We start from the raw sequence: 14,923 nt of genomic DNA, 5'->3' as shown, positions 1-14,923 counted from the left end.
CGCCGTCCGTACAGCCGGGCGCGCCGGCGGCTCAGGCGGCGAGCAGCGCGGCGGTCTCGCGCGCGATCTGCCGCTCCTCGTCGGTGGGGATGACGCGCACCGTGACGGCGCTGCCGGGCGCCGAGATCACCGCCGCGTGGGCGGCATTGCGCTCGCCGTCGAGCCGCACGCCGAGGTGCGTCAGGCCGGCGCAGATGCGGGCGCGGATCGGCGCCGCGTGCGCGCCGATGCCGGCGCTGAACACCAGCGTGTCGAGGCCGTCGAGGGACGCGGCCATGGCGCCGATCCACTTGCGGGCGCTGAGGCAGAAGACGGCGAGCGCCTCGGCGGCGCGGGCGTCGTGCGCCTCGGCGGCGAGCAGGTCGCGCACGTCGCCGCTCGTCTGCGAGAGGCCGAGCAGGCCGGAGCGGCCGTTCACCAGCGCGTCGAACGCCGCCGCGTCGAGCCCCTCGCGGCGCGCCAGGTAGGCGACGAGCCCGGGATCGAGATCGCCGCTGCGCGTTCCCATCACCAGGCCGGCCGCGGGGGTGAAGGCCATCGTCGTGTCGACGCAGCGGCCGTCGCGCACCGCCGCCAGGCTGCAGCCGTTGCCGAGATGGGCGAACACCACCCGGCCGCGCGCCGCCGCCGGGTCGAGGCGCGCCAGCTCGTCGCGCAGGTAGGCGTAAGAGAGGCCGTGGAACCCGTAGCGGCGCACGCCCTGCGCCGCGTAGTGGCGCGGAATCGGCAGCAGGCGCGCCGCCGCCGGCAGGTCGGCGTGGAAGGCGGTGTCGAAGCACGCCACCTGCGGCACGTCGGGCCGCTGCGCCGCCAGCGCGGCGATGAGCGCGATCTCCTGCGGCGCGTGCTCGGGCGCCAGGGGCGCGAGCTGGCGCAGCGCCGCCAGCACCTCGGCGTCGACCCGCACCGGGGCCGAGAAGCGTTCGCCGCCGTGCACGACGCGATGGCCGATGGCGGTGAGCGGCGCCGCGCCGAGGGCGGCGAAGAGCTCCGGCAGACGGGCGACGTGCGCGCCGGCGGCGATGCGCTCGATCGTCCCCGAGGCGGCGCGGTGCAGCGCCGGCGGCGCGAACAGCGCGTGCTTGAGAGTCGACGATCCGGCGTTGAGGACGAGGATCACGGCGCCACCTCATCACAGTTGGCGCCGCGTGAACACCGGCCGCGGGGTGCCCCCCGCGGCGGGGTCAGCCCTGGCCGTCGGCGCGGGCCGGCGGGGTGAGCACCAAGGCCCGCGAGGAACCCCAGCCGGCGGCGAGCCACCCGAGGACGGCGGCGAGCGCGGCGACGAATGCCCAGGTCGAGAGATGCCCGGCGCCGATCAGCCAGCCGCCGAGCGGCGGCGCCAGCACCAGCGCGATCGAGGTCAGCGACTGCGACAGCCCGAGGACCACGCCCTGCTCGCTCGGATCGGCGCTCTGGCTGAGCAGGCTGGTGAGCGTCGGCCGCAGCACGCCCTGGCCGAAGGCGACCAGCGTCGCCACCACGACCAGCAGCGGCACCTGGTCGATGAGGCCGAGCAGCAGGAAGCCGCCGGCCATCGACAGGAAGCCGGCGCTGACCAGCACCGGCTCGCCGAAGCGCTTCACCAGCCGGCCGATCAGGCCGCCCTGCAGGACGATGCCGAGAAAGCCCGCGTAGGCGAACAGGTAGCCGATCTCGCGCGGCGTGAACGGCTGGTCGTGCCAGCGGAAGGTGCGCTCGGAGAACAGCGCGAATCCCGAGGTGAAGGTGGTGAAGGCGAACCCGAACAGCAGGAACTGCAGCAGCAGGCCGGCGAGCACCGGGCGCTCGAAGTACTGCGCGTAGGTGCCCCAGTCGGTGAGCGCCAGGCGCGCGCCGCCGGGCCCGGCGGCGGCGCCGGCGGCCCGCGCCACCGGCGGCTGGTTGGGCAGCAGCGCCAGCGTGCAGAGGATGCTGAGCAGCGACAGGCCGGCGGCGACGTGGAACGGCTGGTGCAGGCCGTATTGCGAGACGTAGCCGGCCATCGACGGCCCGAGGAAGAAGCCGAGCCCGAAGGCGATGCCGATGATGGCGAAGGAGCGGGCGCGATCCTCCGGCTTGGTGTTGTCGGCGATGTACGCCTGCGCCAGCGACAGGTTGCCGGCGGTGGCGCCGTCGAGCATGCGGCCGAGGAAGAGCAGCCACAGCGAGTTGGCGCTGCCCATCACCAGCAGGCCGAGCAGGGTTCCGACCTGGCTGACGATCAGCATCGGCTTGCGGCCGACGCGATCGGAGATGCGGCCGAGCAGCGGTCCCGAGATGAGCTGGCAGACCGCGAACACCGACACCAGCAGGGTGGCGACGAACGGCGTCGCCCCGAGGTGCTCGGCGTAGATCGCCAGCAGCGGGATCACCAGCGTGAAGGCGAGGATGTCCACGAGGACGATGAGGAAGATCGGCAGCAGCATGCGGGAACCCCAGCCCCTTATCCGGCGGCCGCGCCGGGGACAATGCGGGCGGGCCGGCGGGGCGCGAGTCGCCGCCCGCCGCGGCGCCGCGGTTGCATTCGCCCCGGTGCGTGCGGTAACGGTGTTACCGCATCATGGTAACGTCGTTAACTCCGCGCCGCCGGACGCCGCCCGACGTCGACGCCATCGTCGTCGCGGCGCGGCGGCTGATCGAGGCGAAGGGCATGGAGGCCTGGTCGATGCGCACGCTGGTGGCGGCGCTCGGCATCCAGGCGCCGGCGCTCTACCGCCGCATCGGCAGCAAGGAGGCGCTGCTGGCGCGTGTCCTCGATCACGTGATGGGCGACCTGACGCCGCCCCCGGACGGCCCCTGGCAGGAGCAGGTGGCCGAGCTGATGCGCCGCCTGCGGGCGCTGTTCGCGCGCAAGCCGCGCCTGGCGACGCTCTTCGCCTACAGCACGCCGCACGGTCCGAACGCGCTGCGCTTCATCGAGGCCGCCGCCGCGCCGCTGCGCCGCGCCGGCTTCTCGGAGGCGCAGACCGGCTTCGCGATCACGGCGCTGACGACCTACGTCATCGGCTTCAGCTTCCTCGCCGGCAACCGCTCGACCGGCCCGGTGCACCGGCAGATCCAGGCGACGCTGCGCCGCGAGCGCCCGGCCGACGGCGCCGCCGCCTACGCGGTCCTCGAACAGACGCACCGCGGCGACGCCGACCGCGTCTTCGAATTCGGCCTGCGCCATCTCATCGCCGGCCTGGCGAGTGATCTGTCCCTCCCGTCACCGTCGCGCCGCCGCGGCGCGGAGCGCGCTGGACGCCTCCCCGCCGCGGTGGCGCGGCGCTGACATTGCTCGAGAAAGGATTGCCCCATGCACACCCCCCTCTGTGACCGGCTCGGCATCGAGCTCCCCATCTTCGCCTTCAGCCACTGCCGCGACGTCGTCGCCGCGGTGAGCAAGGCGGGCGGCTTCGGCGTCCTCGGCGCCGTCGGCTTCTCGCCCCAGCAGCTCGAGGTCGAGCTCGCCTGGATCGACGAGCACATCGGCGACAAGCCGTACGGCGTCGACATCGTCATCCCCGGCAAGTACGAGGGCATGGGCGAGGTCGACCCCAAGAAGCTCGAGGAGATGCTGATGGCGGCGATCCCCGAGGAGCATCGCAAGTTCGCCGACAAGATCCTCGCCGACCACGGCGTGCCGAAGCTTCCCGAGGGCGAGCAGGCGCAGCAGCTTCTCGGCTGGACGGCGGCGACGGCGACGCCGCAGGTGGAGATCGCGCTCACGCACCCGAAGGTGAAGCTGATCGCCAACGCGCTCGGCACGCCGCCCGAGGAGATCATCAAGGAGATCCACGACAGCGGCCGCCTGGTGGCGGCCCTGTGCGGCGCGGCGAAGCAGGCGCGCTCGCACCAGGCGGCGGGCATCGACATCATCATCGCCCAGGGCACCGAGGGCGGCGGTCACACCGGCGACGTCGGCAGCATGGTGCTGTGGCCGGAGGTGATCGAGGCGGTGGCGCCGACGCCGGTGCTGGCGGCGGGCGGCGTCGGCAGCGGCAAGCAGATCGCCGCCGCGCTGGCGATGGGCGCCCAGGGGGTGTGGACCGGCACCCTGTGGCTCACCGTGCAGGAGGCCGACGTGCCGCCGGCGCAGATGGACTCGTACCTGAAGGCGGGCACCCGCGACACCGTCCGCTCGCGCAGTTGGACCGGCAAGCCCTGCCGCATGCTGAGGAACGACTGGACCGATGCGTGGGAGGGCCCCGACTCGCCGGGCACGCTCGGCATGCCGCTGCAGTTCATGGTCACCGCCGACGCGGTGAGCCGCGGCCACCGCTACGCCGACAAGGCCAAGAAGGTGATGTTCAACCCCGCCGGGCAGGTCATCGGCCACATCAACCAGTCGCGCAGCGTGCGCGACGTCATGCAGGGGCTGGTCACCGAGTACGTCGAGGCGGTCGAGCGCCTGCAGGCGCTGAACGGCTGAGCGGCTGCCCGCGCCTGGCAGCGCGCGCTCCGCGATGGAGCGCGCGCGCCCGGCCGGGCGGGCCACGACCCACGCCAGTGGCGCGCGCCACTGGCCGGGCTAGCTGTGACGGCGCCTGCCGAGGCGGTACAGCGCGAGCGCCGCCAGGGCGCCGCAGGCGGCGACCAGGCCGGCGATCGACAGCACCGGCGCGGCCACCGGCGCGGCGCAGTCGATCTGCTGGCACGAGGTGCCTTCGCCGATGAAGTCGCCGCTGAGGCCGTCGCACTGCGTCACCATCAGGTCCTGGCACGTGCCGTTGGCGAAGCAGCAGGCGCCGAGCGGCAGATTCGCCCGTGCCGGCGCGCCGCCCATCACCAGGCACAGCGCCGCCGCGCCGACCAGTCGCACCACGACGTGTCGCATCGTCCGTCCCCCTATGTGTTCGCCATGACCGCGGCGCGCAGGCCGCTCGCCAGGACCTGCTCGCCGCGCACCGCGTGGCGCACGTGGATGAGGTAGGCGACGACGCCGGTCCATCCGGTCTGGTGACTGGCGCCGAGCCCGGCGCCGTTGTCGCCGTGGAAGTACTCGTAGAACAGCAGCAGGTCGCGCCAGTGCGGGTCGCGCTGTTGCACCTCGTTGCCGCCGAACACCGGCCGCCGCCCGTCGGGGCCGCGCAGGAAGGTGCCGATCAGCCGTCCGGTGATCTCGCGGGTCACCTCGTAGAGCGTCAGCATCCGGCCCGAGCCGGTCGGGCACTCGACGCGGAAGTCGTCGCCGTAGAACGAGTAGAACTGCCCGAGGGCGCGCAGGATCAGGAGGTTCACCGGCATCCACACCGGCCCGCGCCAGTTCGAGTTGCCGCCGAACAGGCCGGAGCTGGACTCGGCGGGCTCGTAGCCGACGCGCCACTCCTCGCCGCCCCAGCGAAAGACGAAGGGGTGCTCGAGGTGATGGCGGGAGAGGGCGCGAATGCCGTGCGGGCCGAGGAACTCGCCCTCGTCGAGCAGGTAGCGCAGGACGCGACGCAGCTTCGTCTCGTCGAGCACCGCCAGCATGCGGCGGCCGCGCATGCCCGGTTGGGCGATGGGCGCGACGCTGGCATCGACCTCGGGATGGCGGGAGAGGAAGGCGCGCAGGCGCGCCGCGACCTCGGGGAACCGTTCCCGCACCTCGGGCTCGATCACCGTCGTCGCGCACAGCGACAACAGCCCCACCATCGAGCGCACCCGCAACCGCTGCGCCGTGCCGTCGGGAAGGCGCAGCACGTCGTAGAAGAACCCGTCCGCCTCGTCCCACAGCTCGTCCTGGTGATCGCCGACGCGATCCATGGCGGCGGCGATCCACAGGAAGTGCTGGGCGAACTTGAGCGCCATCTCGACGTAGGTGGCGTCGTGCTGCGCCAGCTCGAGCGCGATCTCGAACATGTTCTGCGCGAACAGCGCCATCCACGCCGTGCCGTCGGCCTGCTCGAGCGTGCCGCCGGTGGGCAGCGGCGCGCTGCGATCGAAGACGCCGATGTTGTCGAGCCCGAGGAAGCCGCCCTCGAAGACGTTGCGGCCGCTCGGATCCTTGCGATTCAGCCACCAGGTGAAGTTGACCAGGAGTTTCTGGAAGGCCGACTTGAGGAACGCGACGTCGCCGGCGCCGGTCTGCCCCTTCTCGGCGAAGTAGATCACCAGCGTCGCCCAGGCGTGCACCGGCGGGTTGACGTCGCCGAAGTTCCATTCGTACGCCGGGATCTGCCCGCTCGGATGGAGGTAGAGGTCGCGCAGCATCAGCTCGAGCTGCTGCTTGGCGAAGTCGATGTCGACCACGGCCAGGGCGATGCAGTGGAAGGCGAGGTCCCAGGCCGCGAACCACGGGTACTCCCACTTGTCGGGCATGGAGATGACGTCGTCGTTCACCATGTGGAACCAGTTGCGGTTGCGCACCGCCCGCCCCTGGTCGGCGCGCAGCGGGTGCGCGCCGTGCTGCTCGAGCCAGGCGTCGAGGTTGAAGTAGTAGTGCTGCTTGCTCCACAGCATGCCGGCCAGCGCCTGGCGGAAGACCTGGCGCTCGTCGTCGCCGACCGCGGCGGGCAGCAGGCTGGCGTAGAACGCATCCGCCTCGCCGCGGCGCGCCGCGACCAGCGCGTCGATCTCGGTGGCGAGCGCACCGACGCCGTCCAGCCGCTCGCGGTCGGTGAGCAGCAGGTGCACCGCGGCGCTGCCGCCCGCCGGCACGTCGAGGGCGAACGCCGCCGCCGCCTTGGTGCCGGTGCGGGCGGGGTTCACCGCCGCCGTCTCGCCGCCGATCAGATAGCGGTGGAACGCGTCCTTGACGTACGGCGAGCGATTCGGCTGCCCCCACAACGCCTGGCAGTTGCTCTCGTTCTCGGTGAACAGCAGCGCCGGCGCGCCGGCGACGTGGAGCCAGCGGCGCCCGAGGTCGGCGTGCTCGGCGGCGATGCCGGTGGAGACGGCCCGCAGCAGCGGCCGGCGGTCGTCGTCGCCCCACGACCAGGTGTTGCGGAACCAGAGCGTCGGCAGCACGTGCACCCGCGCCGCCGCCGGCCCGCGGTTGCGCACGGTGATGCGGATGCCGATGTCCTCGACCGCGGCCTTGGCGTACTCGACCTCGACGTCGAAGTAGCGATCGTCGGCGAAGACGCCGGTGTCGATGAGCTCGTACTCCAGCTCGTCGCGGCGCCGGCGCCGGTTGGTGTCGACCAGGTCGGCGTACGGGAAGGCGCGCTGCGGATACTTGTACAGCCAGCGCAGGTACGAGTGGGTCGGCGTCGCGTCGAGGTAGTAGTAGTACTCCTTGACGTCCTCGCCGTGGTTGCCCTCGGCGTTGGTGAGGCCGAACAGGCGCTCCTTGAGGATCGGGTCGACGCCGTTCCACAGCGCCAGCGCGAAGCAGAGGCGGCTGCGCTCGTCGGCGAAGCCCGCCAGGCCGTCCTCGCCCCAGCGGTAGGCGCGCGCCCGCGCCTGGTCGTGGGTGAAGTACGCCCAGGCGTTGCCGTCGTCGCTGTAATCCTCGCGCACCGTGCCCCACTGGCGTTCGCTCAGGTAGGGCCCCCACTTGCGCCACGGGACGCCGTCGCGCGCCTCCGCCAGTCGCCGTCGCTCGGGCACGCCGGGCCTGTAGCACAAGTCGGCGCGCCGCTCCCAGGCGACGCCGGGTGCCGGCGGACGGTTCAGGCGGCGAGGGCGGCCGGAGGGTGGCGGGTGATGACGACCTTCGGGCCGGGGTCGAACAGCGCCTCCGGCGCGTCGTCCCAGGCGGCGACGCGGCTGGTCACGGCCTGCGGCGCGAAGCCGCCGCGGGCGACGAAGTCGAGCACCGCCGGCAGGTCGTTGCGGGCGTGCACGCGGCCGGTGACGAAGGTCACGCCGGTGCCGTACAGCGTGCGCAGCGGCACCGGCGTGGTCGGCGTGTAGTAGATCCCGACGCTGGTGCAGGTGCCGCCCGGTTCGACGCTGAGCAGGGCGCGCGCGAGACCGGCGGGGTCGGCGCTGGCGTCGACGGTGATCGGGTAGCGGGCGTCGCGCTCGGCGTCGTACGGCGCCTCGATCGGCTGCGCCCCGAGGCGGGCGGCGATCGCCAGGCGCTCGCGGTCGCGGTCGAGGTAGTCCACCCGTTCGGCGCCGAGCGCCACCGCCAGTCCGGCGGCGTAGAGGCCGATGCTCTGGGCGCCGCCGCCGACCACCAGCACCGGCGCGCCGGGGTGGGCGGCGAGAAACGGCGCCACCGTGCGCCAGGCGTCGCAGAGGTTGTCGCTGGCGCTGGCGAGCGCGACCGGGTCGAGCCCCGCCGGCAGCGGCAGCAGCATCGCGTCGGCGAACGGCACGTGCAGCAGATCGGCGAGGGCGCCGCCCCAGCGCATGCCGCCGAGCTCGCCGAACCCGTACATCGACCGCGCCGGGACGCCGGCGCAGTTGGCGGTCAGGTGGCGGTCGCAGCGGCCGCAGGCGCCGCAGGAGATCTGGAACGGCACGACGACGCGGTCGCCGGGCCGCACGCCGCGCACCGCGTCGCCGACCGCCACCACCTCGGCGACGCACTCGTGGCCGAAGGCGAACGGACCCTGGAAGGGCGCGTTGCGGAACAGCCCGCGCTGACCGATCGCCGGCGGCAGGTGGTTGCGCAGCCAGTGCAGGGCGCGGCCGCGGAACGGCGCCTCGCCGCGCACGATCGCCAGGTCGAGATCGCAGCGCGCCACCGCCAGCGGGCGGACGAGCGCCTCGCCGGGGGCGCGCAGCACCGGATCCGCCACCTCGCGCCAGGCGAGCCGTCCGGGTTCGAGAAAATGGAGCGCACGCATGTCGTCCTCCTGTCGTCGGCGATTGACATGGCGCGGCGCGGCGCTGGATGGAATCCGCATGGCGAGCAAAACCGCTTTGCCGGCGGCGGACGATCTCTTCGAGCTGCGCGTCGTCCACCAGGTGGCGAGCAGCGGCTCGTTCAGCGCCGCGGCGCGCGCCCTCGGCGTCACCGTGTCGACCGCCACCCGCGCCGTCCAGCGCCTCGAAGCGCGCCTCGGCGTCGCCCTGTTCCGGCGCTCGACGCACGGGCTCTCGCTGACCGAGGCCGGCCGCCGCTACGCCGCCCACGTCGCCCAGGTGCTCGCCGCCGAGGACGCCGTGCGCGACGAGATCGCGGCGGCGAAGGACGCGCGTCGCGGCACGCTGCGCGTCACCGTGCCGGTGTTCGTCGCCGAGCAGGTGCTGCCGCGGGTGGTGCGGCGCTTCGTCGCCGCCCACCCCGGCGTCCAGCTCGACGTCCACGCCAGCGACGACTTCCGCGACGTCATCACCGACGCCTACGACCTCGCCATCCGCCTCGGCCCGCTGCCCGACTCGTCCCTGCGCGCCCGCCGGCTGGTCGGCTTCCAGCGCGTCATCTGCGCCGCCCCGGCCTGGCTGGCGGCGCACGGCGCGCCGCGCGATCCGGGGCGCCTCGCCGCCGTGCCCTGCCTGCTCTACGGCAGCGGCAGCCAGCGCGTGACCTGGAGCCTGCGCCATCGCCGCGGCGTCGTCCGCACGGTGGAGGTCGCCGGCCCGGTGCGCAGCAACAACCTCGAGCTGCTGGTGCGGCTCGCGGTCGACGGCCTCGGCATCACCCGCCTGCCCGACTGGGCGGTGCGCGACGCGCTCGCCAGCGGCGCCCTGGCGCGCGTCCTGCCGGCGTGGAGCGAGGCGCCGCCGCGCGGCGCCCCGGCCCTGTGGGCCGTCCACGCCGACGACCCCGGCAAGGATCGCCTGCGCCGCGCCTTCCTCGCGGCGCTGCTGAACGCGGTGTGATCACGGCCACGCGCCTGGCACCCCGCGCCAGGGCCGACAACCTCCTCCATTGCGCGTCGCGCAGGCCCGGCGCGAGCGAGTGCTCACGGTCCTCGGCGGGGCGGCACGGGTCGTCGGCCTGGCGCACCAATCCGTGTCGGGCCGCGATCCGGCGCTGAAGACGTGGCGCTATCGGCCGCCGGAGGAGATCTCCCGGCGGAGGTCAGCACGTTCACCCCGCGCGGCGCCATGGCGTTGGCGCTTCCGCGGCGCTATCCCGATCGGCCATGGACGACCATCGCCGCCGCGCCCTCGCCGTCAACGACGCGACCTACGCCGCCTGGAACGCGCACGACCCGGACGCCGTCGCGGCGGTGTTCGCCGAGGACGCGGTGGTGCGCGAGGTCGGCACCGGCCAGGAGGCGCGCGGCCGCGCCGCCGTGCGCGCCCGCGCCGCGGCGCTGCTGACGGCCTTCCCCGATCTCACGCTCGAGCGCGTCGAGCTGCTCATCGACGGCGACCGCCACGCCGATCGCTGGGTGCTGCGCGGCACCCACCGCGGCGAGCTGCTCGGCATTCCGCCCACCGGCAGGCGGGTGCGCATCGACGGCGCGACCTTCACCCGCCTCGGCGCCGATGGCCTGGTGGTGGAGGATCTCCACTTCGCCGACACCCTCGGCCTGATGGCGCAGCTCACCGGCTGAGCCCGCCGGCCGCCTGCGCCCCGTTGCGAGCTAGGCGGCGCCGGCCAGCGCCCGCGCGGCGGCGACGGCGGCGTCGCGATCCTCGGGATCGAAGTTGAGCGAGCGCAGCAGGCGGCCCTCGACGTCGAGCTGGGTGAGCGAGACGTATTCGATCTCCACCCCGCCGCCCTCCGACTGTCCGCGCCACAGGGCTCGCTCGACCGAGACGCGGTCGCCGACGGCGACGAGCAGCTCGAAGGTCGGCAGGACGTCGGCCTCGCGCACCGTCCGCATGCTGCGGATCCAGAAGTCGACGCCGCCGGCGAGCTGCGTCCAGCGCCGCCGATCGTCGTAGCGGAAGTCCGGCGCCGCCAGGGCGCGCAGGGCCGGCCAGTCGCCGGCCGCGAACAGGCCGCGGATATGCGTGCGCAGGCGGAACGCCGCGTTATCGAGCGGCGCGGGGCGCTGCCGCAGCGCCGCCCAGCGCGCCTGCGCCGCCGCGAGCTGGGCGAGGTCGTACTGATCGAAGCGGCGGGCGCGTCGCGAGGCGTCCAGCTCGCCGACGATGTAGCTGGGGGCCTCGAAGATGCCGCCCTCGTGCGTGCCCACCCAGGTGGAGAGCGCCAGGTAGCCGTGGGCGCAGACGTCGGCGTGGTCGAGGCGCAGGCGCACGTCCGGCGCCAGCGCGACCAGCTCGCGCAGGGCATCGACGTACGGCTGCGGGCCGCGCGTCGCCTCCCAGCCGAGCGGCCGGTGATCGTGCACCACCAGGTCGGGCGCCAGCACGTCGGCCAGCGCCTCCCAGTCGCGCGCCGCGAGGGCGTGGCGGAAGATCTCCATCGCCGCCGTCACCGCGGCGAAGGGCGCCGACTCGCCGGCCGCATAGCGCCGATCGAGCTCGGCATAGGCCGCGTCGACGTCGCCGGGATCGAACGCGACCTCGGCGACGGCGCGACCGTCGGCCGCGACCTCGAGCACCTGCAGCCAGTCGAGCTGGCCGGGCCCCACCGTTCCGCCGCCCGCCACCCAGCGAACCCGCAGCAGCGACAGCCGCTCGCCGCGCGTCGCCAGCACCTCGTGATCGATCGCCAGGATGGACCCGCCCTGGAGCATCGCGCGGCCGGAGGTCAGCCACTCGTCGCGGTCCAGCTCGAGCTGGACGGCGGGCGTCCGATCGGCGCTGCGGAAGTGCGGCGCCAGCAGCGCCGCGAAGGCGCGCGCGTCGCGCGCCAGCGCCGCGACGCGCATCCGCTCGGCGGTGCGGAGGGCGGCGTTCTCGAATCGCATCGGGCCCGCGGGCGGGGTCTCCGCCGGCGGTGCCGGAGGCAGCGCCGCGGGCGCGCGCCATGCCTCGGACGGCCGCGGACGCGCCGCCACCCGATCATCGGCTGAAGGCTCCGCGCGCTCGCGCGCGATCAGCACCACCGCGCCCTTGGCCTGCCACAACGCGACGGCGCGCGCCGTCTCGGCGGCGGCGTCGGCATCGCGACCGGCGGCGCGCAGCGCCGTCGCCAGCGCCCGGCGGGCATCGGCGTGATCGAGCAGGGCGTCGGTCGTGGCGGCGATCTCGACCGCGGCGCGCGCCAACGCCACCGCCGCCTCGGGCTGGCCGCGCCGCGCCAGGACCTCGGCGCGCACGCCGCGCCAGGCGATCGCCGCCTGCAGGTCGTCGCCGGCCAACGTCTCGCACGCGTGGCTCAGCGCCTCCGCCTCGTCGAGGCGTGCCTGGGCGAGCAGCGCGCTGGCCAGGTACGCCGCGGCGCGGGCCGCGTCGATGCCGAGGCCCTGGGCGCGCAGGCCCTCGTAAGCCGGTCGCAGACGGCGCTCGGCGGCCACGGCATCGCCCTCGAGCAGGGCGATCATGCCGGCGAACAGGTCGGCCTCGAGCAGGCGGTGGGTGATGCCGAGCTCCTCGACCAGGCGGCGCGAGCTGGCGATGAGCCGCCGCGCCGCGTCGGCGCGACTGCGCAGGGCTTCGAGGACTGCCTGGCAGCGCAGCGCCACCGCCTCCACCGCCGGCGCGCCCTGGGTGATGCGCAGGACGCGCACGACATCGAGGCAGCGACCGCTGGCGCGGGTGACCGGGCTCGGCCCCCAGAGCGCCGCCAGCGGCACCCCGGCGAGCACCGCGCTGGCGCGCCGGCGATCGCCGGCGCGGCGGGCGGCGGCGAGGGCGCGAACAGGCGCCGCCCGCTGGCGCCGATGGCGCCCAGGCGCGCTGTGCGTCGGCCCGCACCGCGTGCGCCTTCGCCTCGCCAGCGCGTCGCCGGCGTGGCGGCCAGCACCTCGGCGGCGGCGAGTGACGGCGTCGGCGGTGGAGCGCAGCGCCCGCGGCGCGGCGAGCACCGCGAGCCGGCCGGTGAGGCAGGTGTGCCAGGCGCGCAGCCGCGGCGCGGCGTCGGCGAAGCGCTCGAGCTCGGCGAGCGCGGCGGCGGCGGGACCGACGTCGCCGGCCGCCAGCAGCGCCTCGCACCAGTCGAGGGCGATCCCGGCGCGCGCCGCATCGCCGTCCTCCAGGCGTGCCGACGCCCGGCCGAGCAGCGCCGCCGCCAGCGGCAGGTCGTCGCGGGCCAGCGCCCGCCGGCCGGCCGCGGCCAGCGCCTGCGCGGCGCGGGCACCGATGGCGCGGCCGCTCGCATCGAGTGGTCCCAGCTCCGCCAGGTGTCCGTGCGCCTGCTCGAGATGCCAGCCGATCGTCTCCTCGTGCTCGCCGCCGCCGCCGGCGATCCAGTCGGCGAAGCGCACGTGCAGCGCCGCCCGCGTCCCCTTGAGGACCTGGCGGTAGGCGGCGTCGCGGATCAGCACGTGGTGGAAGCGCAGCGCCGGCTCACCCAGGAACGGCGCCGGGTCGGGCTCGATCAGCTCGCCGCGGCGCAGCGCCTGCAGGTGCGTGTCGAGGCTGGCGGCCGCCTCGGCCGGCAGCAACGCCGCCACGGCGGCGCGCGAGAAGCTGCGCCCGACCACCGCGGCGCGCTCCAACACCGCGCGCTCCTCGGGGCGCAGGCGCTCGATGCGCGCCGCCAGCAGGGCGTGGATGGTGGGCGGCATCGCGAGCGCCGCCGGCTCGACGGCGGCGGTCCAGCGATCGCCGTCGCGGCGCAGCGCGCCGTCCTGCACCAGCATGCGCACCAGCTCGCCGACGAAGAGCGGGTTGCCCTCGCTGGTGGCGAGCACCCGCCCGGCGATGGCGGCCGGCAGCTCGTCGGCGCCGATCACGCTGGCCGCCAGACGGGTGGCGGCGCCGGCGTCCAATCCGGCCAGGGTGAGCACCTGGCGGCGCGCGCCGTCGCCGCGGCTGAGCGCGGGACGGAGCTCGCGCAGCTCGGGTCGGGCCGCCAGCAGCAGGAGCAGCGGCGCGTCGGTCGTCCACTGCGCCAGGTGCTCGACGAGGTCGAGGAGCAGGGGTGCCGCCCACTGCGCGTCGTCGACGATCAGCACCACCGGGCGCGCCGCCGCGAGCGCGCCGAGGAGGCGGCGGACGACGAAGAACGTCTCCTCGGGCGCCGCGGCCGTGCCGGCGAGCAGCGCGGCGACGCCGGCCGCGATGCGGGCGCGTTCGGGATCGTCGCCGGGCAGCGCCGCGGCGACGGCGGCGCGCAGCGCCTCGGCGTCGGCGTGGCGGGCGACGTCGAGATGGGCGCGCAGCGCCTCGACCAGCGGGTCGAAGGTCGCCCCGCCGGCGGCGTCGCAGCGCGCCGCCAGCACCGTGGCGTGCGCCGCCAGCCGCTGCTGGATCTCGCTCAGCAGGCGCGATTTGCCGAGGCCCGGCGAGCCGAGCACGACGGCGAGGCGTGCGTGGCGGGCGCGCACGGCGTCGTCGTGGAGCGCGGCGAGATGGCGCAGCTCCTCGTCGCGGCCGACGAACGGCGCCGCCGCGGCGCCGACCGGGCGGGCCAGTGACACCAGGCGGTAGGCGGCCACCGCCTCGGCGCGGCCGCGCAGCGCCAGCGCGCCGACCGGCGCCAGGGTCACCTGGTCGCCCACCAGGCGGCGGGTGGCGTCGCCGAGCAGGACCTGGCCGTCGCCGGCCTGCTGTTGCAGGCGCGCCGCGACGTTCACCGGATCGCCGACGACGTCGCGCTGGTCGGCGCTGACCACCACCTCGCCGCTGTTGACCGCGACGCGCACCGCCAGCCCCTCCGTCGCCGCGTCCGCCGCCGGCGCGCCGAGCGCCCGCACGGCGTCGACCATCGCCGCCGCCGCGCGCACCGCGCGCAGGGCGTCGTCCTCGGCCACCCGCGGCACGCCGAAAGCCGCCATGACGCCATCGCCGAGCAGCTTCACCACCGTGCCGCCGTGCGCCGCGACGACACGGTGGAGGGCCTGGTAGTAGCGGTCCATCACGGCGCGCGCCGACTCGGCGTCGAGGCGCTCGTGCAGCGCCGTCGAGCCGACCAGGTCGGCGAACACGATCGTCACCACCTTGCGCGCCACCGTGGCGTCCGCGGCGGTCCCCAGCGCCGCGCCGCAGTTGTCGCAGAAGCGCGCGCCGGAACGGTTCGCTTGGCCGCACGTGGCGCAGGTCACTGGCATCGCTCTCGCCGAGCGCACCATAGCCGCGGGGACCGGCGCATTCGACAGCCGCGCTGCGGCGATGG

Annotated in this window: 10 protein-coding genes; 4 read left to right on the top strand and 6 right to left on the bottom strand. The window is 75.2% G+C overall.

The features are described from left to right. Nucleotides 1-31 precede the first annotated feature (31 nt). Nucleotides 32-1,120 (bottom strand): acetate/propionate family kinase, encoded by a 1,089-nt coding sequence (locus KF840_04325; protein MBX3024117.1) that lies wholly within the window; start codon nucleotides 1,118-1,120, stop codon nucleotides 32-34. 64 nt (nucleotides 1,121-1,184) lie between these two features. Further along, complete coding sequence (locus tag KF840_04320) at nucleotides 1,185-2,408, bottom strand: MFS transporter (protein MBX3024116.1); 1,224 nt, start codon at nucleotides 2,406-2,408, stop codon at nucleotides 1,185-1,187. A 134-nt stretch (nucleotides 2,409-2,542) separates the two neighbouring features. Here KF840_04320 and KF840_04315 point away from each other — a divergent pair, with 134 nt between their 5' ends. Together KF840_04315 and KF840_04310 are read left to right on the top strand one after the other, a co-directional pair. Continuing rightward, on the top strand, nucleotides 2,543-3,253 hold the full coding sequence (locus tag KF840_04315) for a TetR/AcrR family transcriptional regulator C-terminal domain-containing protein (protein ID MBX3024115.1): 711 nt from the start codon (nucleotides 2,543-2,545) through the stop codon (nucleotides 3,251-3,253). Between the two features lie 24 nt (nucleotides 3,254-3,277). After that, on the top strand, nucleotides 3,278-4,393 hold the full coding sequence (locus tag KF840_04310) for a nitronate monooxygenase (GenBank protein ID MBX3024114.1): 1,116 nt from the start codon (nucleotides 3,278-3,280) through the stop codon (nucleotides 4,391-4,393). A gap of 99 nt (nucleotides 4,394-4,492) precedes the next feature. On the opposite strand, the gene KF840_04305 is transcribed toward KF840_04310, so the two are convergent. Genes KF840_04305 through KF840_04295 form a run of 3 tightly spaced genes read right to left on the bottom strand, consistent with a single transcriptional unit; the run spans nucleotide 4,493 to nucleotide 8,684 of the window. Further along, on the bottom strand, nucleotides 4,493-4,798 hold the full coding sequence (locus KF840_04305; GenBank protein ID MBX3024113.1) for a hypothetical protein: 306 nt from the start codon (nucleotides 4,796-4,798) through the stop codon (nucleotides 4,493-4,495). Nucleotides 4,799-4,809: 11 nt separating this feature from the next. After that, a complete protein-coding gene (locus KF840_04300; protein ID MBX3024112.1) occupies nucleotides 4,810-7,512 on the bottom strand; it encodes a glucosidase in 2,703 nt (900 codons plus the stop codon). A gap of 44 nt (nucleotides 7,513-7,556) precedes the next feature. Beyond that, nucleotides 7,557-8,684 carry an alcohol dehydrogenase catalytic domain-containing protein gene (locus tag KF840_04295; GenBank protein MBX3024111.1) on the bottom strand — a complete coding sequence of 376 codons (1,128 nt, stop codon included), beginning with the start codon at nucleotides 8,682-8,684 and terminating at the stop codon, nucleotides 7,557-7,559. A gap of 58 nt (nucleotides 8,685-8,742) precedes the next feature. On the opposite strand from KF840_04295, the gene KF840_04290 reads away from it, so the two are divergent. Beyond that, entirely contained in the window at nucleotides 8,743-9,663 is a 921-nt protein-coding gene (locus KF840_04290; GenBank protein MBX3024110.1) for a LysR family transcriptional regulator, read from the top strand. 266 nt (nucleotides 9,664-9,929) lie between these two features. Beyond that, nucleotides 9,930-10,346, top strand: a complete 417-nt coding sequence (locus KF840_04285) for an SgcJ/EcaC family oxidoreductase (GenBank protein ID MBX3024109.1) — start codon at nucleotides 9,930-9,932, stop codon at nucleotides 10,344-10,346. 30 nt (nucleotides 10,347-10,376) lie between these two features. On the opposite strand, the gene KF840_04280 is transcribed toward KF840_04285, so the two are convergent. Continuing rightward, nucleotides 10,377-14,858, bottom strand: a complete 4,482-nt coding sequence (locus KF840_04280) for an AAA family ATPase (GenBank protein MBX3024108.1) — start codon at nucleotides 14,856-14,858, stop codon at nucleotides 10,377-10,379. Between the last annotated feature and the right edge of the window lie 65 nt (nucleotides 14,859-14,923).

It is taken from the genome of bacterium (assembly GCA_019637795.1).
Taxonomy (GTDB): domain Bacteria; phylum Desulfobacterota; class Binatia; order HRBIN30; family CADEER01; genus JAHBUY01.
Note: the sequence above shows the minus strand (reverse complement) of the source record. Positions and strands in the feature narration are given on the sequence as shown.

Excerpts from the sequence above, each read along its gene's own strand:
- KF840_04290 (MBX3024110.1), top strand. The coding sequence starts at position 8,743 with ATGGCGAGCAAAACCGCTTTGCCGGCGGCGGACGATCTCTTCGAGCTG.
- KF840_04295 (MBX3024111.1), bottom strand. The coding sequence starts at position 8,684 with ATGCGTGCGCTCCATTTTCTCGAACCCGGACGGCTCGCCTGGCGCGAG.
- KF840_04285 (MBX3024109.1), top strand. The coding sequence starts at position 9,930 with ATGGACGACCATCGCCGCCGCGCCCTCGCCGTCAACGACGCGACCTAC.
- KF840_04320 (MBX3024116.1), bottom strand. The coding sequence starts at position 2,408 with ATGCTGCTGCCGATCTTCCTCATCGTCCTCGTGGACATCCTCGCCTTC.
- KF840_04315 (MBX3024115.1), top strand. The coding sequence starts at position 2,543 with ATGGTAACGTCGTTAACTCCGCGCCGCCGGACGCCGCCCGACGTCGAC.
- KF840_04280 (MBX3024108.1), bottom strand. The coding sequence starts at position 14,858 with ATGCCAGTGACCTGCGCCACGTGCGGCCAAGCGAACCGTTCCGGCGCG.
- KF840_04305 (MBX3024113.1), bottom strand. The coding sequence starts at position 4,798 with ATGCGACACGTCGTGGTGCGACTGGTCGGCGCGGCGGCGCTGTGCCTG.
- KF840_04310 (MBX3024114.1), top strand. The coding sequence starts at position 3,278 with ATGCACACCCCCCTCTGTGACCGGCTCGGCATCGAGCTCCCCATCTTC.